Below are 20,994 nucleotides of genomic sequence, written 5' to 3'. Positions count from 1 at the left end.
GCCCTCTTGCGGGGGCGCCATTTTTTATCGTGGCCTCAGAGGCGAGCCGATCAGCTCTCCTTATCCAGCTTCAGCGCGATAAAGCGGGAGTTGTCGCCGCGCTTCAGCAGAAAGAGGATCGACTTCTTGTCGGATTTTTCGACCTCGCTGATCCGCGCCTTGACCTGGTCGGGGCTTGTCACCGGCTCAAGCTGCACTTCGCTGATCACGTCACCGGGGCGGATGCCCTTCTCGGCTGCTTCGGAGTTGGCGTCAACGTCCGTGACCAGAACCCCTTTCACATCCTCGCCAACGCTGAACTGCTCACGCGCGGCGTCATTGATCGGCGCCAGCTTCATGCCGAGGACGTCGAGGCTCTTGCCAAGCGTCGGCGTGGATTGAGTGCCGGTCGCCATGGCGGTTTCCGCCGTCTCAAGCTCGCCAAGAACGACCTGTGTCTTCACGGTCTCGCCGTTCCGCCAGAGCTCCACGGTCACTTCAGAGCCAACCTTTGATTCGGCGACCAGCCGGGACAGTTCGCGCGGCTCGCTCACCTTCTCGCCGTTGAATTTCAGGATCACATCGCCGGCCTTGATGCCCGATTCGAACGCCGGACCGTTTTCCGGGACGCCCGCAACCAGCACACCGTCGGTATTCTTAAGGCCAAGCCCTTCGGCGATTTCCTCCGTCACCGACTGAATAACGACGCCGAGCCAGCCGCGGCTGGTCTTGCCGAATTCGATCAGCTGCTCGACAACGGGACGCGCGAGCTGCGAGGGAACCGAGAAGCCGATACCGATGCTGCCGCCCGACTGCGAGAAGATCGCGGTATTGATGCCGATCACTTCACCCGCCATGTTGAACAGCGGCCCGCCGGAATTCCCTTTGTTGATGGAGGCGTCAGTCTGGATATAGTCGTCATAGGGGCCGGAGCGGATATCCCGCCCGCGCGCCGAGATGATACCGGCCGTCACCGTGCCGCCAAGGCCGTAGGGATTGCCGATCGCCAGCACCCAGTCGCCAACGCGCGCATCGTCGCTGTCACCCCATTTGGCGGCGATCAGGTCCCGCTTCTTCGCGTCGATCTTGAGAACCGCGACATCGGTCTTGGGGTCCGTCCCGACCAGCGTTGCGGCCAGGCTGTCGCCGTCCTTGAAGATGACCTTGATCTCATCGGCGCCGTCGATGACGTGGTTATTGGTCACCACATATCCCTCTCCCGCATCGATCACAAAGCCGGAGCCGAGGGAGGTCGCCTTGCGCTCGCGCCCCTCACCCTGTCCGCGCGGACCAAATTCCTTGAAGAAATCTTCAAACGGATGCCCTTCGGGAAGGTTCGGAAAAAGGCCGCCCTGCGGCGCCTTTACCGTCTGGGTTGTGGAGATATTGACCACTGCCGGCGACAGCTTTTCGACCAGATCGGCGAAGCTCTCCGGCACCCCGCGGGCGGCCGCATTGAAGGCGAAAACCGTCATCAGGGTGATAATCGTCAGGGTCGAGGTGATAAGTGCGCCGTACCGCCGTACTCCCGGTTCCGGCGCCGCCACGGACCGGGCGCCGCGCGCCTCCGTTTTGGACAATGTTGAAATTCCGTTATACAACTTCGTTTTCCTTCCAATTCTGATCCCCTGCCCCTGTCTGAAGATCACAGAGGATCTATTGACATAAACCCCTCTATCACCGTGGGAAAATCCCGCAGCGGCGTATAACGCCGTATGTACCTAGAAACCAATTGCGGCAGAAATGTGCAAATTCAACCCGTAATAATAAGAAAAATCGGTTAAGGATAAAAATCTTCCGGTCACAATTTGATGAGCCAAACGAAGAAGACCCCGACAATCGCGACGCAGAGCCCCATGATGCGCAGGATCGGGCTCGGTGTCTGCATGACGGAAATCATCATTTTTTTCATCGCATCCGGAAACAGCGCATAAAGCGCGCCTTCGAAAAACAGAACCAGCGCCAGCGCCAGCAGAATTTCTTTCAGCACAAACCCGCTCCCCAAACAAAAACGGCCCGCCAATGAAGGCGAGCCGTTTCAACCTGCCTAATCGGGCCGTTGCCCGTTCGTGCTTTGCTGATTGAAGTAGCGGAAGAATTCCGACGTCGGCGAGAGCACCATCGAGGTGTCGTCACTGCGCATCGCACCGCGATAGGCCTGCATGGAGCGATAGAAGGCGAAGAAATCCTCATCCCGCCCGAAGGCTTCGGCGAAGATACGGTTCTTCTCCGCATCGCCCTCACCGCGAAGGATATCGGCATCCCGCTGCGCTTCGGCGACGAGAATGGTCCGCATCCGGTCCGCGTTGGCGGTGATGCCTTGCGCAAGCTCGGCACCGGTTGCGCGGATTTCCTTCGCTTCCTGCTCACGCTGCGAACGCATCCGGTCGAACACCTTGTCGCTGTTCTCCTTCGGCAGGTCGGCTCGGACGATCCGCACGTCGATGACATCAATGCCCGAGGCCGCCGCTTCCTTATTCACCTGTTCGCGGATCTGGTTCATCAGGTTGTAGCGCTCGCCGGAGACGATGTTATTCAAATTCTGACGCCCGAGATTCTGGCGAAGCTGCGAGTTCAGGATCGTCTCAAGTCGCTGGTTGGCGATCTGCAGATTGCCGTAGGACTGGTAATACTGCAGCGGGTTGGCGATACGGAAACGTGCGAAGCTGTCCACCATGAGACGCTTCTGGTCGCGCGTCACGACCTCTTCACGCTGCGTGCTGACGGAGAGGACGCGCTTGTCCACATAAACCACATCCTGCACGAAGGGCAGCTTGAAGTTGAGGCCCGGTTCCTGGATCACGCGCTGCGGCTTACCGAACTGCATGACGATGGCCTGCTCCGTCTGCTGCACGGTGAACAATGCCCCCGCCGTGATGACGCCGAGCGCCACGAGAAGAACCGCAAGAACAGTCATAAAAGTCTTGTTCATTTCGAGGCGCTCCCCTTCATCAACTCATTCAGCGGCAGATAGGGGACGACATTGTCGTTCCCGTTCGCGCCACCGTCGATTATAATCTTGTTCGTTCCGGCGAACACATCCTCAAGCGTTTCCAGATACATACGCTGACGCGTCACATAAGGGGCCTTGGCATATTCCTCATAAATCGAGAGGAAACGGGCCGCCTCACCTTGCGCTTCGGCAATCACCTGCTGCTTGTAGCCTTCCGCTTCCTGGCGGATGCGTTCCGCCTGACCACGGGCCCGGGGGATCACGTCGTTGGCGTAAGCGAGCGCCTCGTTCTGGGCGCGCTCCTTGTCGGCCTCGGCCGCCTGCACATCGCGGAACGCCGCGATTACCGGCGCCGGCGGCTCGGCGTTCTTCAGCTGGACCTGCATGATATGAACGCCCGCGCCATAGCCATCCAGCACTTCCTGAAGCCGCTCGCGCACCTCGGTCTCAACCATCAGACGGCCTTCGGTGATAGCCGCGGTCAGGTTGGTGCGGCCGATAACCTCACGCATCGCGCTTTCGGCGACCGCCTTGATGGTCACTTCGGGCTGTTCGATGTTGAAGAGATAAAGACCCGCGTCCTTGATCCGCCAGTGAACCGTGAAGCCGATATCGACGATATTCTCATCACCCGTCAGCATCAGGCTTTCCGCCTCCACCGGCGTCGTGTTGTCGCCGCGCGTCGGGCGGAAGCCGACCTCGATGCTGTTGACCTTGGTCACTTCAGGCGTCAGCACGGTTTCGATCGGGTAAGGGAGATGATAGTTCAGACCGGGCTGCGTCGTATTGGTCCATTTGCCAAAGCGCAGGACAACGCCCTGTTCCGTGGTCTCGACCTTGTAAAAGCCGCTGACCAGCCACGCAACCAGCAGGACGAGGAGAAGGATAATGATGCCGAGCTTGCCGCCACCGCCGCCGGGGATCACATCTTTCAGACGCTCCTGCCCCTTCTTTATGATATCTTCCAGATTAGGGGGCTGCTGACCACCTGGTCCCTGCCCCCAAGGTCCGCGATTACCACCGCCGCCTTGCCAGCCTCCATCGTTACCACCCTGATTACTCCAAGGCATTGAATAGCATCTCCTTCATATTTGCGCCGTTTTTGCGCATTTGCTTAAGTTGCGTAGTCGCGTTATATGACACCCAGCAACATTCTGCAATGTACCTGGTATGAGAAAGGTCCGTTTTCACCACAAAATGCCGGGACTCGCAATTTTGTGATCCAATGCCTACAATTTTGTATCCCTGCCGGAGTTTTCAAGCATGCCTGCCCTTTCTGAGCAAACCATCCTCGACTGCCTCAACCAGATCCGTGATCCCAAAACCGGCCGGAGCGTGGTCGATCTCGGGCTGGTGACGGGTCTTGTCATCAAGGGCGGGAACGTCGGATTTGCCCTCGAGATTGATCCGAAAGACGCGCCCGAAATGGAGCTTCTTCGCAAGAAATGCGAACAGGCGGTCTTTGCCCTTCCCGGCGTCACCTCGGCAAGCGTCGTTCTGACGGCCGAGCAGAAACCCGCTGCGCCCCGCGCCGCGGCACCCGGTCATGGACACGCTCACGGGCAGCCGCAAGGCCAGCCGCAGACGGTGGCAAAACCGACCGTGCCGGGCGTTGCCGCCATTGTCGCGGTGGCGTCGGGCAAGGGCGGCGTTGGCAAATCCACTTCGGCCGTCAATCTCGCGCTCGGCCTCCAATCCCTCGGCCTCAAAGTCGGGATGCTGGATGCGGACGTCTACGGCCCGTCCCTTCCGCGTATGCTCGGCCTCAAGGGCAAGCCGCAGACGAAGGATGGCAAGAAGCTTCTGCCGATGGAGAACTGGGGCCTCAAGGTCATGTCCATGGGCTTCCTTGTTGAGGAAGATACGCCGATGATCTGGCGCGGCCCGATGATTATGAGCGCCTTGCAGCAGATGGTGTTCGATGTGGAATGGGGCGAGCTTGACGTGCTCGTTGTCGACATGCCGCCCGGCACCGGCGATGCCCAGCTCACCCTCGCCCAGCGCGTGCCGCTCGCGGGCGCGGTCATCATCTCGACGCCGCAGGATATTGCCCTGATTGACGCGCGCAAGGGCCTCAACATGTTCCGCAAAGTCGATGTGCCCGTCTTCGGCATTATCGAGAATATGAGCTATTTCCTCTGCCCCTCCTGCGGCGAGCGTTCGGACATCTTCGGCCACGGCGGCGCGCGCGAGACGGCGAAGGAACTCGGCACCGATTTCCTCGGCGAAATCCCGCTGCATATGGAAATCCGGCAAACCTCCGACGCCGGAACGCCGGTCACGGCAAGCGCGCCTTCGAGCGCCCATGCCAAAATCTACCGGGAGCTCGCCGCGAAAATCCAGGAGAAGATCGAAGCCGGCCTTGGTATTGAGAGCGGCCCCAGGATCATTATCGAGTGAGGCTCTAAGACGCGCTAGAGCGTCTCCAGCCAGTTCAGAACCCCATCGTTGAACACCTCCGGCCGGTCAAGCTGCACCCAGTGACCGGAGCCAACCCACGGAACAACAATGGATTTCTCGTTCTTGAACCAGGGCCGGACGGTGCCGGCACGGGATTCGCTTCTGTGGATCGCATAGACCGGGCAGGCCACCTTGCGGCAAATTTCCTCGCTTGCCCTTCCCATTGCCACCTGACCGGGCCCGAGGAACAGCGGTCGGATGGATTGACGCAGCACATGCGGCGCCATCCCCTGCAGGCGGCGGCGGTGCCATTCGATCAGTGCCGGACTGGATTCCGCCGTGTAAAGCGCGCGAAAGAGAGGCGGCGCGACTTCGCCCGGAATGCCCTTGTCCATCGCATCACAGAAATCGCGGTAGGGCTTCTCGAAGCTCTCCGGCAGGCCGATAGTGGCATCCGCGAGCACGAGGGCGCTCGCAAGATCGGGGCGCGCGGCCGCAAGCCGCACCGCAATCTGCCCGCCCATGGAATGGCCGACAAGGGTGACCGGCTGGCCGGCGGCCCTCGCTTCGATCAGCGCGATCACATCTGCGACAAAATCCTCCGGCGCGTAACCGGCTGCGGTCACCTCCGATCGCCCATGCCCCCGGAGATCGACGGCAAGGCAGCGATGCCGTGCCGCGAAAGCCGGGAGCTGCCAGCTCCAGTCATGGGAATCGCAGGCCCATCCGTGCAGAAAGACAATCTGCCTCTCCCCCTCGCCCTCTTCCGTGAAGAAAAGACGGGGTGTGCCGGTCACAAACTCGGGAGACGGTCCTGACGCCTCCGCGGGTTTACTTTCCGTGGCGGCGGCTGCGCCGCCCATCGCGACGGCAACTGTTCCCGTGACAAGTGATGCCGCGCTCCCTTGCAAAAGATCCCGACGTGATACCATTTCCCCTCTCCCTTATTACAAACATTTCTGTTTGTTTGTAATGTCGCACCCTGCAGGCGTCATGTCAAGCAGTCGGCATCGAGAAGCCTGGAAACGAAAAGCCCGGGAAATTTTCCGGGCTTTTCTTTTATCTGAACGGTGCGCCGATCAGGCTTCGGAGACGCGCTTCAGGCCGAGCGCGGCCTGCGCCGCGGCGAGCCTTGCGATCGGTACGCGATAGGGCGAGCAGGAAACATAGTCGAGCCCGACGCGTTCGCAGAAATCGATACTCGCCGGATCGCCGCCATGCTCGCCGCAGATCCCGAGCTTGATGTTCGGACGCGTCGCGCGGCCGCGCTCAGCGGCGATTTTCACAAGCTCGCCCACCCCGTCCTGATCGAGCGAAACGAAGGGATCGGTCTCATAGATCCCCTGCCCGATATAGTCTTCGAGGAAGGAGCCGCTATCGTCGCGGCCGATGCCATAGGTCGTCTGCGTGAGATCGTTGGTGCCGAAGGAGAAGAATTCCGCCTCGTTGGCAATGTCGCCGGCCTGCAGCGCGGCGCGCGGCAACTCGATCATCGTGCCGATCAGGTAGTTGATTTCCTTGCCCGTCTCTGCGGCGATCTCATCGGCGACGCGGCGGATCTTGCCTTTCAGGATATCAAGCTCGCGGCGCGTTGCCACCAGCGGGATCATGATCTCCGGAATGACTGTCTCGCCAAGCTCCTTGCTGACGAGGACGGCGGCCTCGAGAATGGCGCGCGCCTGCATCTCGTAGATTTCCGGGAAGGAAATGCCGAGACGGCAGCCGCGATGGCCGAGCATCGGGTTGAACTCGTGAAGCTGCTGCGCGCGGTGGCGAAGCTTGCCGGGATCGGCGCCGAGCGTCGTTGCAAGCTCGCTGATCTCGGCGTCCGTTTTGGGCAGGAACTCGTGAAGCGGCGGATCGAGCAGACGCACGGTCACCGGAAGGCCCGCCATGATGCGGAACAGCTCGACAAAGTCGTCGCGCTGGTAGGGCAGCAGCTTTTCAAGCGCGGCGCGGCGGGCTTCGGTCGTCTCGGCGAGGATCATCTCGCGCACGGAAACGATCCGCTCCGCATCAAAGAACATATGCTCGGTCCGGCAAAGCCCGATGCCTTCGGCGCCGAACTTGCGCGCGGTTTCGGCATCCATCGGCGTTTCCGCATTGGCGCGCACTTTCATGCGGCGGATTTCATCGGCCCAGGACATCAGCTCGCCAAACTCGCCCGAAAGCTCCGGCAGGATCATCTCGACCGCGCCCAGCATGACCTCGCCGCTGCCGCCGTCGATGGTGATGGTTTCGCCTTTTTTATAGGTCTCACCAAGGACGCTCAAAGTCTCGTTTTTATAGTCGATATTGAGCGCGCCGGCGCCCGAGACGCAGGCCCGGCCCATGCCACGCGCGACCACCGCCGCGTGGCTGGTCATGCCGCCCCGGCTGGTCAGAATGCCGCGTGCTGCATGCATGCCGTGAATATCCTCAGGGCTCGTCTCGACGCGGACCAGAATGACGGACCGCCCTTCGCCGGCGAGGGCTTCGGCCTCGTCGCTGTTAAAGACGATCTCGCCCGACGCCGCGCCCGGGCTTGCCGGCAGGCCGCGCGCGATGACGTTGCGCTTCGCCTTCGGATCGAGCGTCGGGTGGAGCAGCTGATCGAGCGAGGCCGGATCGATGCGTTTGACCGCCTCTTCCTTGGTGATCAGCCCTTCCTGCACCATGTCGATGGCAATTTTGAGCGCGGCTTTTGCCGTCCGTTTCCCTGAACGCGTCTGCAGCATCCAGAGCTTGCCCTGCTGCACCGTGAACTCGATATCCTGCATGTCGCGATAGTGGGCTTCGAGTTTTTTGTAGACATCGACGAGCTGCTGGAAAACACCGGGGAAGATTTCTTCCATGGACGGCGCGTCGGAGCCGGCTTCAATGCGCGCCTGCTTCGTCAGATTCTGCGGCGTGCGGATGCCCGCAACCACATCTTCGCCTTGCGCATTGACAAGGAACTCACCGTAAAAGAGCTTCTCGCCCGTGGAGGGGTTGCGGGTAAAGGCAACGCCTGTCGCGCTGTCATCGCCCATGTTGCCGAACACCATCGCCTGCACGTTAACTGCCGTGCCCCAGCTCGCCGGAATGTCATGCAGCCGGCGATAAGTGATGGCGCGCTGATTGGTCCAGGAGTTGAAGACCGCGCCGATTGCACCCCAGAGCTGATCGTCCACGTCCTGCGGGAACGGGCGGCCGAGTTCCTCGGCGACCTTCTCCTTATACTGGCCGACCAGGCGCTCCCAGTCGTCGGCGGTCAGATCGGTATCGAGATGATAGCCGTTTTCGCCTTTCAGGATTTCGAGCAGCTCCTCGAAATGATAGTGATCGACGCCGAGCACGACATCGGAATACATCTGGATGAAGCGGCGGTAGCTGTCATAGGCAAAGCGCCGGTCGCCGCTCTGCGCCGCGAGGCCCTCGACTGTCGCATCATTGAGGCCGAGATTGAGGACGGTATCCATCATCCCCGGCATTGAGGCGCGCGCGCCGGAGCGGACGGAGACGAGCAGCGGCTTCGCCGGATCACCGAAGCGACCGCCGACAGAAGCCTCGATCCCCTTGATCGCTGCGTCGACCTGCGGCTTCAGCGTGTCGGGATAGGTCTTGTCATTCTCGAGATAAACCGTGCAGACTTCGGTGGTAATGGTGAACCCGGAGGGAACCGGCAGCCCGAGGTTGCTCATCTCGGCGAGGTTTGCGCCCTTGCCGCCAAGAAGATTGCGCATTTCGGCGGTGCCATCCGCCTTTCCGTCCCCGAATGAATATACCCACTTCGTCATCTCAAATTTGCCCTTCTGATATTAAAGTCAGTCGCTTCGTAGCGGCATACAGATGTAGTTACGCGGAAAAGGTAAAATTTAGCCTTCAATTTTGGACAAATCCCACTGTCTGTCCAACAGATTGCGAATGCCGGAAAGCAGCTTGAGGCGGTTCGCCCGAAGCGCCGCATTCTCCGCATTCACGGTCACATCATCAAAGAAACGGTCCACCGGCTGGCGAAGGCCTGCGGCACTCTGCCCGGCGGCGGTGAAGTCCTCGCGGGCGAGCGCCGCCTCGACCTGCTGTGAAATTTCCCCAAGGCGGGCGGCGAGTTCCTTCTCTGCCGTATCCTCGAAAAGCGCCGCATCGGCCGCCTGGTTGTAGGAGATGCCGTCCTTCTTCTCCTCAATGCGGAGAATATTGGCGGCCCGGCGGTAGGCGATCAGCAGGTTTGCGCCGTCGTCAGAGGCAAGGAAGTCCGAAAGCGCGTCAACGCGCGCCATCAGCCGGTTGAGATCATCCTCATTGCCCCGGCCGAACGCGGCGGCGATATAGTCATGGCGGACGTTCTGCTCCTTCAGATGCACTTTCAACCGGTCGGCGAAGAAGCCGAGCAGCGCGGGCGCATCGAAGGTCTCGGAGCGGGAGGTGTAAAGCGCACGCGCTTTTTCAAAAATCGCCAGCAGCGGCGCGCGGAGATTATTCTCCAGCACCAGCCTGATCACGCCGAGCGCGGCGCGGCGAAGCGCGTACGGGTCTTTCGACCCCGTCGGCTTCTCATCGATGGTGAAGAAACCGACCAGCGTATCGATCTTGTCGGCAAGCGCGACGACGACACTGACCGGATCCGACGGGCAGCGGTCACCCGGCCCGAGCGGCGAATAATGCTCCTCTATCGCGGTGGCAACCGCCGGATCCTCGCCATCATGGGCCGCGTAATAGCGCCCCATCAGGCCTTGCAGATCGGCAAACTCACCGACCATTTCGGTGGTGAGATCGGCCTTCGCCAGAAGCGCCGCGCGCGCTGCGAGAGCGGCATCGGCTCCCGGAACGAAGGCGGCGATTTCCCTCGTCAGGCTGATAACGCGTTCAACCTTCTCGCGCACCGTGCCGAGCTTCGCATGGAAGATGATTTTTTCGAGATCCGCAACCCGGCTTTCAAGGCTTTTCTCGCGGTCCTTGTCCCAGAAGAATTTCGCATCCGAAAGACGCGCGCCGAGCACCCGCTCGTTGCCCGCCGTGATCATCCGCCCGCCATCCTCGGCGCGGAGGTTTGCCACCACGATAAAGCGGGGCGCCATCCTGCCATCTGATCCTGCGAGCGAGAAATATTTCTGATGGCTCCGCATGGCGGAAATCAGCGCCTCCTGCGGCACGTCGAGATAGCCCGGGTCGAAGGAGCCGATCAGGCATTCGGGCCATTCGACAAGCCCGGCAACTTCGGCAAGGAGCGCCGGATCCTCGATGAGCGTTAGCCCTTCATTGCTGGCAAGGCGCGCCGCATCCTTGGCGATAACGCGCTCACGCTCCGCCGCATCGAGCACCACATAGGCGTTTTTCAGCTTCGCCCGGTAGTCATCAAAGCCGCTTACCGTAAAGGCCGCAGGCGCCATAAAGCGGTGGCCGAAGGTCTGGTTGTTGGCGCGCAGATGCTCCCACGCAAGCGGAACGACATCGCCATTGAAAAGGCAGAGAATATTATGCAGCGGGCGCACCCAGCGCGCGGAGTATGCGCCCCAGCGCATCGGCTTCGGCCAGGGGAGCGCCGAGACGGCCGCGCTCAAAAGATCGGGCAGCACCTCGATGGTCGGGCGGCCGCGGGTTTCAATGACCGCATAATAAAAGGCGCCTTTGTCGCTCTCCCGCTCCTCAAGCTGGTCGAGGCTGAGGCCGGTTGATTTCAGAAAGCCTTCAACGGCCTTCTCCGGCGCACCGACGCGGGGCCCGCGCCGCTCCTCGAATGTGTCGAGCTGCGCAGCCGGCAGGCCATCCACAACAACCGCAAGGCGGCGGGCGGTTGCGAATCCCTCCAGCCGGTCAAACTCAAGCCCGGCATCTTTCAGCCCCTCGCCGACAAGACGCGCGAGATCGGCGGCGGCTTTTGCCTGCATGCGCGCCGGGATTTCCTCGGAGAACAGCTCCAGCAGCAACTCAGCCATTGGCATCCTCCACGAAATGGCCGCGCGATTTCAGCCAGCCACCCGCACAGGCCTTGGCGAGCGCCCGCACCCGCCCGATATAGGCGGCACGCTCGGTCACGCTGATGACGCCCCGCGCATCGAGGAGGTTGAAGAGATGGCTCGCCTTCATGCACTGGTCATAGGCCGGGAGCGCAAGGCCGGCCGCCAGAATATCGTTGCACTGGCGCTCCGCATCCTCGAAATGCCGCATCAGGATCTCGACATTGGCATGTTCGAAATTATAGGCGGAGAATTCCTTTTCATTCTGCAGGAAAACGTCGCCGTAAGTGACGCCGGCATCGTTCCATTTCAGGTCGAACATATTGTCAACGCCCTGCACATACATGGCGAGACGTTCAAGCCCGTAGGTCAGCTCGCCCGAAACGGGGTTACACTCGAACCCGCCGACCTGCTGGAAGAAGGTGAATTGACTGACCTCCATCCCGTCGCACCAGACTTCCCAGCCGAGCCCCCAGGCGCCGAGCGTCGGGCTTTCCCAGTCATCCTCGACAAAGCGGATGTCGTGATTTTTCGGGTCTATCCCGAGGGCACAGATGCTCTCGAGATAAAGCTCCTGAATATTGTCGGGCGACGGTTTGAGGAGCACCTGGAACTGGTAGTAATGCTGCGTGCGGTTCGGGTTCTCGCCGTAGCGGCCATCGGTCGGGCGGCGCGAGGGCTGGACATAGGCGGCATTCCACGGCTCCGGGCCAAGGGCGCGCAGCGTCGTTGCCGGATGAAAGGTCCCCGCCCCTACTTCCATATCATAGGGTTGCAGGATGACGCAGCCTTTCGAAGCCCAGTAATGTTGCAAAGTCAGGATGAGATCCTGAAAGGAATTGGATGGCGCGGACGCCGGGTTACCCGCCATGGTACAGACCACATTGCTTTTAAGAATAATTGCGCTGCAACATAAAGCCCTGTACGGGACGGGTCAACCGGCCGATCACCCCGTTTTGCTATTTATCTTGACAGTGATGCGTATTCAGATCGGCAACGAAGGCGTGGCAGCGCGGGCATTCATCCAGATCGAGCATCCGGTCCGCCGATTGGTTGGCGAATCGCGCGTCATTTCCGGTTTTTCCCGACCTTTCGTCCACATAGCGCCGATACGCGCGGTGGGCGAAGAAAACGCCGGCAATCACCAAACCCAGCAGAATGATCTTGAAGAGGGACACCACTCGCTCCTGTTTCCTGCGTTGGACGCGCCGAATCGCGCCCGGGTTAAAGACCGAAACGGCCCCAAAGGCTGCGGCTCTGCAGCGTCTCGATCATGGCGGCAACGGCGTCACTCGCGGCAGTGCCGCCCGCGCCGAGGCCAAGCTTGCGGGCGAGAAAGCCCTGCTTGCCCTCTATCCGGTTGAAACGGACCTTCTCGCCGAATCTTGCCCGGCAGAAGGAGCGGATATCGCCGATCCCGTCGACAAGGCCGAGATCGACCGCCTTGTCGCCGATCCAGACGTCGCCCGAAAAGAGTTCCTTGTCTTTGCGTTTTTTAAGCCGCTCGCCGCGCCGCGCTTTCACGACATCCTTGAAGGTATCGTGAATGTCGCCCTGGATTTTCTCCAGCCATTCGACGTCCTCGGCCTTTTCGGGGCTGAAGGCATCGAGCTTCACCTTATTTTCCCCCGCCGTATAAATGCGCCGGTCAACCCCGAGCTTGTCGAGGAGCGCCGGAAAGCCAAAGCCCGCCGAGACGACGCCAATCGAGCCGATGATCGAGCTTTTGTTGACATAGATCTCATCGGCGGCAAGCGCGAGCCAGTAGCCGCCGGACGCCATCACATCCTCGGCGAAGGCGTAGACGGGCACGTCCTTCTCCTCGGCAAGCTGGCGAATGCGATCGAAAATCAGCGCCGACTGCACGGGCGATCCGCCCGGCGAGTTGACGGCGAGCGCGACGGCCGCGAGATGCTTCGCGGAAAAGGCCTTCTCGATCTGCTCGGCAAGGCCCGCGAGATTGAGATGCTCGCCCCTGAGCTTGCCGCCCCCCGGCGCGATGACCCCGTATAGCGGCAGAACGGTCACGACCGGTGACGTATCGAAGAGACGCCGAAGCGGCGTTTTTTGCAGAAGTGGCTTTAGTTTCATGGGCGATAAGGTAAGGATTAAACGATTATGTACAAGTCTTTTCACGCAAGATAACGGGCAAGTGAGGCGCCGCGGCGATGGATTGCTTCGGCCATTTCGCTCGGCCCGCCGCCGGCGTCATGCAGGACCAGCCCCGGCAGCAGACGGAGCGGACTTTTTGCCCCCTTCACCCCCTGCACGATGACCCGTTTCGCGCCCGAGGTCGCATCCGGCCAGAGCGGCAGAATTCGGATCCGCCCGCAGAGCGGCTCCATCGCCGTCAGGATCTCGCCGAGCCGTTCGGTTCTGTGGATGATCGTCACCGTGCCTTTCGAGCGCGCCCTGGCAATGCAGAAGCGGAGCCACCCGGAGAGCGGCACATCCGATTCCCGGCGCGCGAGCGTGCGTCCCTCCGTTCCCGCCTCCTGCGAGCGGTCGCGGCCGAAAAAAGGCGGATTGGTAAAGACATGATCGAACCCGGCCTCAAGGAAAGCTTTTCCGCCCGGCCCGGTTTGGCCGGCAAAGCTGCTGCGCACGCCAATGTCCGCCGTAATGACCGAGCAGCGATCCTGAAATCCTGCGGCGGCCGCATTTTCCGCAGCGAGGGCCGCAAGCTCCGCCTGCAGCTCAACGGCAAAGAGCGTGGTGCCGGGCAGCCGATGGAGCGCGCAAAGCCCGGCGGTGCCGACCCCTGCCCCGACATCGAGCAGCGTCTCCCCCGGCTTCGCCTCGATGGCGGCGGCCAGCAGCACGGCGTCGGAGCCGGCGCGAAACCCCCGTCGCGGCTGCCATATTTTCAGCGCCCCGCCGAGAAAATCATCGCGCGTCAGATCCCCCGTCATTTCGCCCCCGTGCAGAGCCGCCGTCATGCCGGCGTTTCTCCCTCGCCGATTTCATCCAGAATTTGTTCGGCGCGCGGGAAATCCTCGTCCGTCACCATGATCCGCCGCTGGATCGCGCCGATGCTCCCCTCCAGAATGGCGGTATGCTCGTCGAGGAGAAAGGTCGCGATTCCCTCCTCCTCCAGAACCGCTGTCAGGTAGGAAATCAGGACCGGATCATTGCATCTTATCAGTTCTTTCACATCGTCTCCTGACAGGGTATGATAGGCATTCATTCGCCCCGGTAGAATATCGCGCTTACTTGACCCGTCGCAATCTTAAGCTATGCTCGTCCGCAAACCAACCGGCCCGATGAGGAAAATGTGGCTATCATTGTAAATCTCGATTCCCACAAGGATCGCAGCAGCAAAGCGTCCATCGCTCGCCTGATGAAGATTGTCGAGCAGGATCTGCACGATACCAACGATATCATTCTGGAAAGAATGCATAGCGAGGTGGAGTTGATCCCGACCCTGGCGCGGCATCTGATCGCGGCGGGCGGCAAGCGTCTGCGCCCTGTTCTGACCCTCGGCGCGGCGAAGCTCTGCGGCTATGAAGGGGACCGCGCGAAGAAGCTCGCGGCCTGCGTCGAATTCATCCATACCGCGACGCTGCTGCATGACGATGTCGTCGATGAAAGCGACCTTCGCCGCGGCAATGAGACGGCCAATGTCCTCTGGGGCAATCAGGCAAGCGTGCTGGTTGGCGATTTCCTGTTCAGTCGCTCGTTCCAGCTGATGGTCGAGGATGGCTCGCTCGAAGTGCTGGCGATTCTCTCGAATGCCTCCGCGGTGATCGCCGAGGGTGAGGTGATGCAGCTGATGAATGTCGGGCATACCAACACGACCGAGGACAGCTACCTGCAGGTCATCTCCTCAAAGACGGCGGCGCTTTTTGCAGCGGCATGCGAAGTTGGTGCGGTGGTTGCCGACCGGCCGAAAGCGGAAGCGCAGGCGCTCGAAAGCTACGGCCGCAATCTCGGCATCGCCTTCCAGCTCGTTGATGACGCGCTCGACTATTCGGCCGAGCAGCAAGCGCTTGGCAAAGCGATCGGCGATGACTTCCGCGAGGGCAAGGTGACGCTGCCGATCCTCCTCGCCTTCCGCCGCGGCAATACCGAGGAGCGCGCCTTCTGGAAACGCGTGATCGAGGATGGCGAGCAAAAGGATGCGGATCTCGAGACGGCCATCACCATTATCAATCGCCACGCCGCGCTTGAAGATACCATCGAGCGGGCCCGCCACTATGGGGCGATGGCCAAGGATGCGCTCGGCATCTTTGAAGACAGCGAGATAAAATCCGCGCTGCTCGAAGCGGTCGATTTCTCAATTGAGCGCGCCTTTTAGGCCGGCGCGCGGATTTTTCAGGAAAAATCACCGCAAGTGCCATTTCGCCCTTGCAGAAGGCGATCAAAGGAGATTATAAGGCATCTGCTTCGCCGGTCCTGAATTCCACGGGCCGGCACCGGTCGGGGCGTAGCGCAGCCTGGTAGCGCACATCGTTCGGGACGATGGGGTCGGAGGTTCAAATCCTCTCGCCCCGACCATTTCATTCCCAAAGTCATAAACTTAAAGCGCAATCCGCCACGCGGACGCGCGGAATGCGAAGAAGACGGAAAGCCCCCCTCCGCATTTCGTGCAATATCAAATCCGCCCCCGTATCAGGCCTGGCACTGGAAGGTCACGGTTTTCGAGCCGTCGCCATTGCTGACGATCGTTGAGATTACCTGGCTGCTGCCGTTTCGCATGCAATAGGCCTGCGCGCTTCGCGAGGCATTCAACAGCTCCTGATCCGTCCGGTAATTATAGATAAGGTTGGAGCTCTGAACGGCGGGGCTGGTGGTGGTTGTCGCTGTCGCCGCCGGGACGCATTCGAATATCACGCTGCGGCTGCCATCGGAATTGGTGGAAAACTGGCCGGGCCGGGCGGTGAAGTTATACTGCCGGCAATGCGTCTCGGCGCGCTGGCTGACCTGCATCAGCTCATCGTCGCTGTGATATTTGTAAGTCACGCTCGGGGTGGTGGAGCCGACCTGCTGCGGCGGCGGATGGTGCGTCCCGCAGGAAGCCACAATCAGGCCAAGCCCCAGCACAGCGGCGGTTCTCAGCACATATTTATGCGGAACATATGTCATTCTTCTCATTTGTTCGTCCTCTCGAGTTAACCCCTCCAGGTATCGAACAAACGTCGCATCCAGAAAATAGTTCCCGCCCCACATGATCGCCCCGGCTGCGGCCCTATCTAGCGACTGCGAATTTTTCTAAAATTTGAATAAGTTACGCAGCAAATTCGCGTTTTATCGGCAGTTGCGATGACGGCCGATGACGCATAAAATTCCGTCTTGCCGCACGTCGGCGGGAACAGGGGGAATAAGATGGCGACATTGAAGACGGGGCCGGTTCTCGGCATTGAAGGGGAAAATCAGTACACGGTTGTATTCTCGACGGCGCAAGAGATTGGTGAGGCGGTCTGGAAGGTCGGCGGCAAAAGCGCAAAGTGCCGCATCATCGGCGAGACGCCGAACTTCCGCGTCTGGCGGGGCGAGCAGAAGGTTGCCGCGCCCGCAGGCGCCAGCGGAAAAGAGGTCACCTACCGCATCGAACTAGGCGGCGAGATCGCAGATTGCCGCAACAAGCGAAGCGAATGGGCCTTCCATATTCCCGGCAAGAGCGAGCCGCCGCGCTTCGCCTATGGCTCCTGCAACGGCTTTTCCGCGCTCGATCTCATGCACAAGACTGAGGAGCCCTACCGCCTCTGGCAGGAGATGGTGATTGAGCATGAAAAGGCGCCCTTCTCCCTCCTCCTCATGGGTGGCGACCAGCTTTATGCGGACAACATCTGGAGCGCCGTCAGCGAGTTGCAGGAGTGGAACGCGCTGCCGCAGGCGGAGAAGCTGAAGCGCACCGCAACGGCGACCATGCGACCGCAGATCGACCGGTTCTTCGAAAATCTCTATGAGACGCGCTGGACTGACCCGGCAATGAGCCTGATGCTCGCCAGCATCCCCTCGGTCATGATGTGGGATGATCATGACATTTTTGACGGCTGGGGCAGCTTTCCCGATGATTTGCAGGGCTGCGATGTGTTTCAGTATATTTTCACGACCGCGAAGAAATATTTCGAGATGTTCCAGATCCGCTCCCGCTTCAACAGGAGCCTCCTCGATCCCGCGGCCGATCATTACGCCTTCGCGCTCGATTTCCGGGGCTATCGCATTCTCGCCCTCGACAACCGGGCCGAGCGCAGCCTCGCGCAAGTTATGAGCGCGGCGCAGTGGGACAGGGTGATCGCCTTTCTGAAAGAAGACAAAAAGGCGCATCTGCTCATCCTTTCCGCCGTGCCGGTTGTCTATCGCGATTTTGCCGATGCGGAAAAAGCCTTTGACGCAACACCGTGGGAGGAGACACTGACCGATGATCTGAAAGATCACTGGCGGTCAAAAAACCATGAAGGCGAACGCGCGCGGCTCATTCACTGGCTGCTCGAGAGCGCGAAGCTCCGAAACGACGGCCTCGGGGCGGAGAAATACAAAACCGTCATCCTCTCGGGCGATGTGCATATTGGCTGTATCGGCGTCATCCATGACAGCAAGCGCAATTGCAAGGTGCACCAGGTGGTCTCCTCGGGCATCGTCCACCCCTCGCCGAGCCGATTGCAATGGGTCGGCATCATGACGGTGACAAACGACAATACGGAGTTTCTCGACGAAAATCAGACGATCCGCATCACGATGCTGAACCCCTTCGCCTCGGACAAATATATCCGGGCGCGCAACTTCGTCACCCTCAATATGGGCACCGACGACAAGCTCTGGGTGAACTGGAAAAGCGAGAGCAAGGATACGCCCTACTATCCCATTCAGTAAGGCGGCCGCGCGAGAGAAGCGCTGACATATGCTTTAGTGGCAATGCACCTCGCCTGTCCGGTGGTCCTTGTGACAGCAGCGGCCGGGCGGGGAATCCTTGCGACAGCCCCCGCCGTGGCCCGGTTGCTCAGTCATTATCCCGCCGGCCGGAACCCGCAAAGCGGAGCTGGCTTCATTCGGCACACAGAAGAGCAGCAAAAGTGGCAGCGACAGCGCTGACAGCATAATCCATTTTCTCATAATCTAATCCCCCCGGTATCAATAAAAAACTTTGTGGAAATAATCTATTCACACAAGAACAAGGGCAATCAAATATATTTTCTTCCGCCCTCTCGTCGAGACTTGTTATTGATTGATTTCCGCATTAAAATTCCTCCCCTGAAGTTGTTGTACCTAAATAGAAGGCTGCAATTTCGCATATTGCAGAATTTACCATATGGAATGGCGGCATATTGGCTCCAGGGAATATGAAAATATTTCCTTTGAAACCATGGAGTACAAGAGCGAGTTCGTCCATATCTTCAGACCTTCAGGAATATTGCCCATCAAGGAACGTGCGGCGGTCTATGCGGCGACTCTCGAACTGACACGTTCCGACTGCTATCTCGCCATCCTCGACAATCGAAAAGGCCGGGAAATCTCGCTGACGGGTCAGCATATCTCCTTTTTTGTCGATTTCCTCGCCGAGAAGGGCATTCACTACATCGCCTATGCCGTTGTCACCAACGATCCTGGCTATGCGGACATCATCAAGCTGTTCAAGGCGATTGCCGAGGCGAAGGATATTGCGCTCGAGGCGATCTCGACGCCGAGCTTCGAGGCGGCGAAGGCGTTCGTCGCCGGGGAGATTGACAGGCTGGCCGCAATAAAGCAAAGGCCGCGGCGATAACGGCGCGGCCTCCAGCATTTAACGTTCTTGCGACGATCAGACCGTCGTGTAGCGGAGATACGGACGGGCTTCGTCCCAGCCTTGCGGGAACTTCTCTTTCGCCACGTCGTTGGATACCGACGGCGGAATGATCACCCGCTCACCCGGCGTCCAGTCGGCCGGCGTGGTCACCCCTGCCTTCTGCGCGAGCTGCATGGAATCGATCACGCGGAGGATTTCCGTGAAGTTACGGCCGACGCTCATCGGATAGGTCAGCGTCAGGCGGATCTTCTTGGCCGGATCGATAATAAAAACCGAGCGCACCGTCTGGGTCTCGCTCTCGTTCGGGTGCAGCATACCGTAGAGCTGCGAGACCTTGAGATCCTTATCCGCGACCATCGGGAAATCGACGGTGGTCTTCTGCGTATCGTTGACATCGTCGATCCACTTGAGATGCGCGTCAACGGTATCGGTCGACAGGCCGAGGCATTTCACATTGCGATCGGCAAACTGCTGCGAAAGCTGTGCGGTGCGCCCGATTTCCGTGGTGCAGACGGGGGTGAAATCAGCGGGATGGCTGAAAAAGAAAACCCAGCTGTCCCCGGCCCAGTCATGAAACCGGATTTTCCCCTTGGTCGTTTCAATCTCGAAATCAGGGGCGGTATCACCAATTCTCAACGTCATTTCTAACTCCTTCTTATTGATTTGACTCGCCTAGCAAGTCAGTGGAATGCCCGGAAAACGGGTTCTTCAGAGGGGAAGCGCAAGCGTCCGATCAGAAGAAAGCACTTTCCTGCGGTACATTATGCAGACTCAGGCGGTTCCCGACGGTCCGGTCCGGCTGGACCTTAACCCTGTCTCGAGAATCTCCCATTCCGTTGCCTCTCCACCCGCTGACACAGCCATAAGGCTGCGCACTCTTGAACAACGAAATCAACTTATTCACCCTATGTCCCGGCGCGTTGCACGTCAGGTCACCGAATGATCAGAAGTCCCCGTCGATTAGCAACGACGGATATATTGGGATAGCACATTTCATAGTAAAAAAACACCTGTCTTGAGGTGTCTTGTCAAATATAGTTGAAAAAATATTCCTGTTGCCGCCCTCATCCATATCGCTACAATCAACAAAAACCGGGAAACAGAAAAAAAAGCGGATATAAATGGCGGTCACGATCCCCTTCAAGAGAGAACTGGATTTCGAATATGGTGTCGCGGAGACGCTGAGCCCCTATGTCCGGCGAGTTATCGCCCGCAATCCGAGCGCCTTCACGTTTCACGGCACGGGCACCTATATCATCGGCCGCGGCGAAGTTGCGGTGATCGATCCGGGCCCGCTCGATGACGATCATGTCGGCGCGCTGATGGCGGCGCTGAAGGGGGAGATGGTGACCCATATCCTGATCACCCACACCCATCACGACCATTCCCCGGCGGCGGCGCCTTTGAAGGCGCTCACGGGCGCGCGCACCTACGGCTTCGGCCCGCATGGCGGCGGCGTTTCGGAGTTCAAGCTGGAGGAAGGCGGCGACACGGACTTCGTTCCCGACATCAAGCTCGAAGATGGCGATGTCATTCTCGGCAACGGCTGGACGGTCGATGTCATCCATACGCCGGGGCATCTCTCCAATCATGTCTGCTTCGGTCTTCGCGAAGAGAAAACGCTCTTTACCGGCGATCATGTCATGGGCTGGTCGACCACCGTCGTCTCACCGCCCGATGGCAATATGAGCGATTATATGCAAAGCCTTGAGAAGCTGCTCGCCTATGATTACGAGCGCTACTGGCCGACCCACGGGCCGGCGATCACCGAGACGAAGCCCTTTGTCGAAGCGCTGATCGCCCACCGGCATGAGCGGATGGACCAGATCCGCGCCTGTCTCAAATCCGGGCCGATGCATATCCCCGACATGGTGCGGCAGATGTATCAGGATGTGCCGGAAAATCTCCACGCTGCCGCGGCGCGCTCGGTCTATGCCCATATCCTGCATATGATCAACACGGGCGAGGTTACCTCGGACGGCCCGGCCACCGCCCAGTCGCTCTATTCGCTTCGCTGA

19 protein-coding genes and 1 tRNA gene are annotated in these 20,994 nt (G+C 59.9%); 6 read left to right on the top strand and 14 right to left on the bottom strand.

Annotation, left to right across the window (positions count from 1 at the left end; all coding sequences use genetic code 11):
• Window positions 1-50: 50 nt before the first annotated feature.
• The 4 genes from V7Z56_RS02260 to hflK all read right to left on the bottom strand — a co-directional run bounded on the left by V7Z56_RS02260 (window position 51) and on the right by hflK (window position 4,002).
• Complete coding sequence (locus V7Z56_RS02260) at window positions 51-1,559, bottom strand: DegQ family serine endoprotease (protein WP_334127719.1); 1,509 nt, start codon at window positions 1,557-1,559, stop codon at window positions 51-53.
• A gap of 221 nt (window positions 1,560-1,780) precedes the next feature.
• On the bottom strand, window positions 1,781-1,969 hold the full coding sequence (locus tag V7Z56_RS02255; RefSeq protein ID WP_334127718.1) for a DUF2065 domain-containing protein: 189 nt from the start codon (window positions 1,967-1,969) through the stop codon (window positions 1,781-1,783).
• Between the two features lie 57 nt (window positions 1,970-2,026).
• Window positions 2,027-2,911: a protease modulator HflC gene (hflC, locus tag V7Z56_RS02250; RefSeq protein WP_334127717.1), complete on the bottom strand. Its 885-nt coding sequence runs from the start codon at window positions 2,909-2,911 to the stop codon at window positions 2,027-2,029.
• Complete coding sequence (gene hflK / locus V7Z56_RS02245) at window positions 2,908-4,002, bottom strand: FtsH protease activity modulator HflK (RefSeq protein WP_334127716.1); 1,095 nt, start codon at window positions 4,000-4,002, stop codon at window positions 2,908-2,910. Before hflK ends, hflC begins: the two co-directional genes overlap by 4 nt.
• Window positions 4,003-4,195: 193 nt before the next feature.
• Between hflK and V7Z56_RS02240 the strand changes: the two genes are divergently transcribed.
• Complete coding sequence (locus V7Z56_RS02240; RefSeq protein WP_334127715.1) at window positions 4,196-5,332, top strand: Mrp/NBP35 family ATP-binding protein; 1,137 nt, start codon at window positions 4,196-4,198, stop codon at window positions 5,330-5,332.
• Between the two features lie 14 nt (window positions 5,333-5,346).
• On the opposite strand, the gene V7Z56_RS02235 is transcribed toward V7Z56_RS02240, so the two are convergent.
• The 8 genes from V7Z56_RS02235 to V7Z56_RS02200 all read right to left on the bottom strand — a co-directional run bounded on the left by V7Z56_RS02235 (window position 5,347) and on the right by V7Z56_RS02200 (window position 14,404).
• Window positions 5,347-6,264, bottom strand: coding sequence for an alpha/beta fold hydrolase (locus V7Z56_RS02235; RefSeq protein WP_334127714.1), 918 nt, complete (start codon window positions 6,262-6,264; stop codon window positions 5,347-5,349).
• Window positions 6,265-6,411: 147 nt separating this feature from the next.
• Window positions 6,412-9,090, bottom strand: a complete 2,679-nt coding sequence (gene ppdK, locus V7Z56_RS02230; protein ID WP_334127713.1) for a pyruvate, phosphate dikinase — start codon at window positions 9,088-9,090, stop codon at window positions 6,412-6,414.
• A 78-nt stretch (window positions 9,091-9,168) separates the two neighbouring features.
• Window positions 9,169-11,229 carry a glycine--tRNA ligase subunit beta gene (glyS, locus tag V7Z56_RS02225; RefSeq protein ID WP_334127712.1) on the bottom strand — a complete coding sequence of 687 codons (2,061 nt, stop codon included), beginning with the start codon at window positions 11,227-11,229 and terminating at the stop codon, window positions 9,169-9,171.
• Window positions 11,222-12,121, bottom strand: a complete 900-nt coding sequence (locus V7Z56_RS02220) for a glycine--tRNA ligase subunit alpha (protein ID WP_334127711.1) — start codon at window positions 12,119-12,121, stop codon at window positions 11,222-11,224. The genes glyS and V7Z56_RS02220 overlap by 8 nt, the downstream gene beginning before the upstream one ends.
• Window positions 12,122-12,209: 88 nt before the next feature.
• A complete protein-coding gene (locus tag V7Z56_RS02215) occupies window positions 12,210-12,428 on the bottom strand; it encodes a hypothetical protein (protein ID WP_334127710.1) in 219 nt (72 codons plus the stop codon).
• A 46-nt stretch (window positions 12,429-12,474) separates the two neighbouring features.
• Window positions 12,475-13,341: a S49 family peptidase gene (locus tag V7Z56_RS02210; RefSeq protein WP_334127709.1), complete on the bottom strand. Its 867-nt coding sequence runs from the start codon at window positions 13,339-13,341 to the stop codon at window positions 12,475-12,477.
• Between the two features lie 41 nt (window positions 13,342-13,382).
• On the bottom strand, window positions 13,383-14,189 hold the full coding sequence (locus V7Z56_RS02205; RefSeq protein WP_334127708.1) for a tRNA1(Val) (adenine(37)-N6)-methyltransferase: 807 nt from the start codon (window positions 14,187-14,189) through the stop codon (window positions 13,383-13,385).
• The gene (locus V7Z56_RS02200) at window positions 14,186-14,404 is read right to left on the bottom strand and encodes a putative signal transducing protein (RefSeq protein ID WP_334127707.1); all 219 of its coding nucleotides are present in this window, start codon (window positions 14,402-14,404) and stop codon (window positions 14,186-14,188) included. The genes V7Z56_RS02205 and V7Z56_RS02200 overlap by 4 nt, the downstream gene beginning before the upstream one ends.
• A gap of 120 nt (window positions 14,405-14,524) precedes the next feature.
• Between V7Z56_RS02200 and V7Z56_RS02195 the strand changes: the two genes are divergently transcribed.
• Together V7Z56_RS02195 and V7Z56_RS02190 are read left to right on the top strand one after the other, a co-directional pair.
• A complete protein-coding gene (locus V7Z56_RS02195; protein ID WP_334127706.1) occupies window positions 14,525-15,547 on the top strand; it encodes a polyprenyl synthetase family protein in 1,023 nt (340 codons plus the stop codon).
• A 123-nt stretch (window positions 15,548-15,670) separates the two neighbouring features.
• Window positions 15,671-15,747 (top strand) — tRNA-Pro (locus tag V7Z56_RS02190).
• A gap of 114 nt (window positions 15,748-15,861) precedes the next feature.
• On the opposite strand, the gene V7Z56_RS02185 is transcribed toward V7Z56_RS02190, so the two are convergent.
• Window positions 15,862-16,344 (bottom strand): hypothetical protein, encoded by a 483-nt coding sequence (locus V7Z56_RS02185; RefSeq protein ID WP_334127705.1) that lies wholly within the window; start codon window positions 16,342-16,344, stop codon window positions 15,862-15,864.
• Between the two features lie 231 nt (window positions 16,345-16,575).
• On the opposite strand from V7Z56_RS02185, the gene V7Z56_RS02180 reads away from it, so the two are divergent.
• Both V7Z56_RS02180 and V7Z56_RS02175 read left to right on the top strand, forming a co-directional pair.
• Entirely contained in the window at window positions 16,576-18,066 is a 1,491-nt protein-coding gene (locus V7Z56_RS02180) for an alkaline phosphatase D family protein (RefSeq protein WP_334127704.1), read from the top strand.
• A 436-nt stretch (window positions 18,067-18,502) separates the two neighbouring features.
• Window positions 18,503-18,955: a hypothetical protein gene (locus V7Z56_RS02175; RefSeq protein ID WP_334127703.1), complete on the top strand. Its 453-nt coding sequence runs from the start codon at window positions 18,503-18,505 to the stop codon at window positions 18,953-18,955.
• A 36-nt stretch (window positions 18,956-18,991) separates the two neighbouring features.
• Here V7Z56_RS02175 and V7Z56_RS02170 read toward each other — a convergent pair whose 3' ends face one another.
• The gene (locus tag V7Z56_RS02170; protein WP_334127702.1) at window positions 18,992-19,618 is read right to left on the bottom strand and encodes a peroxiredoxin; all 627 of its coding nucleotides are present in this window, start codon (window positions 19,616-19,618) and stop codon (window positions 18,992-18,994) included.
• Window positions 19,619-20,097: 479 nt separating this feature from the next.
• Between V7Z56_RS02170 and V7Z56_RS02165 the strand changes: the two genes are divergently transcribed.
• The gene (locus V7Z56_RS02165; RefSeq protein ID WP_334127701.1) at window positions 20,098-20,994 is read left to right on the top strand and encodes an MBL fold metallo-hydrolase; all 897 of its coding nucleotides are present in this window, start codon (window positions 20,098-20,100) and stop codon (window positions 20,992-20,994) included.

The sequence above is a fragment of the Sneathiella sp. genome (genome assembly GCF_036844445.1).
Taxonomy (GTDB): Bacteria; Pseudomonadota; Alphaproteobacteria; order Sneathiellales; family Sneathiellaceae; genus Sneathiella.
This window is presented reverse-complemented; position numbering and strand designations above follow the sequence as displayed.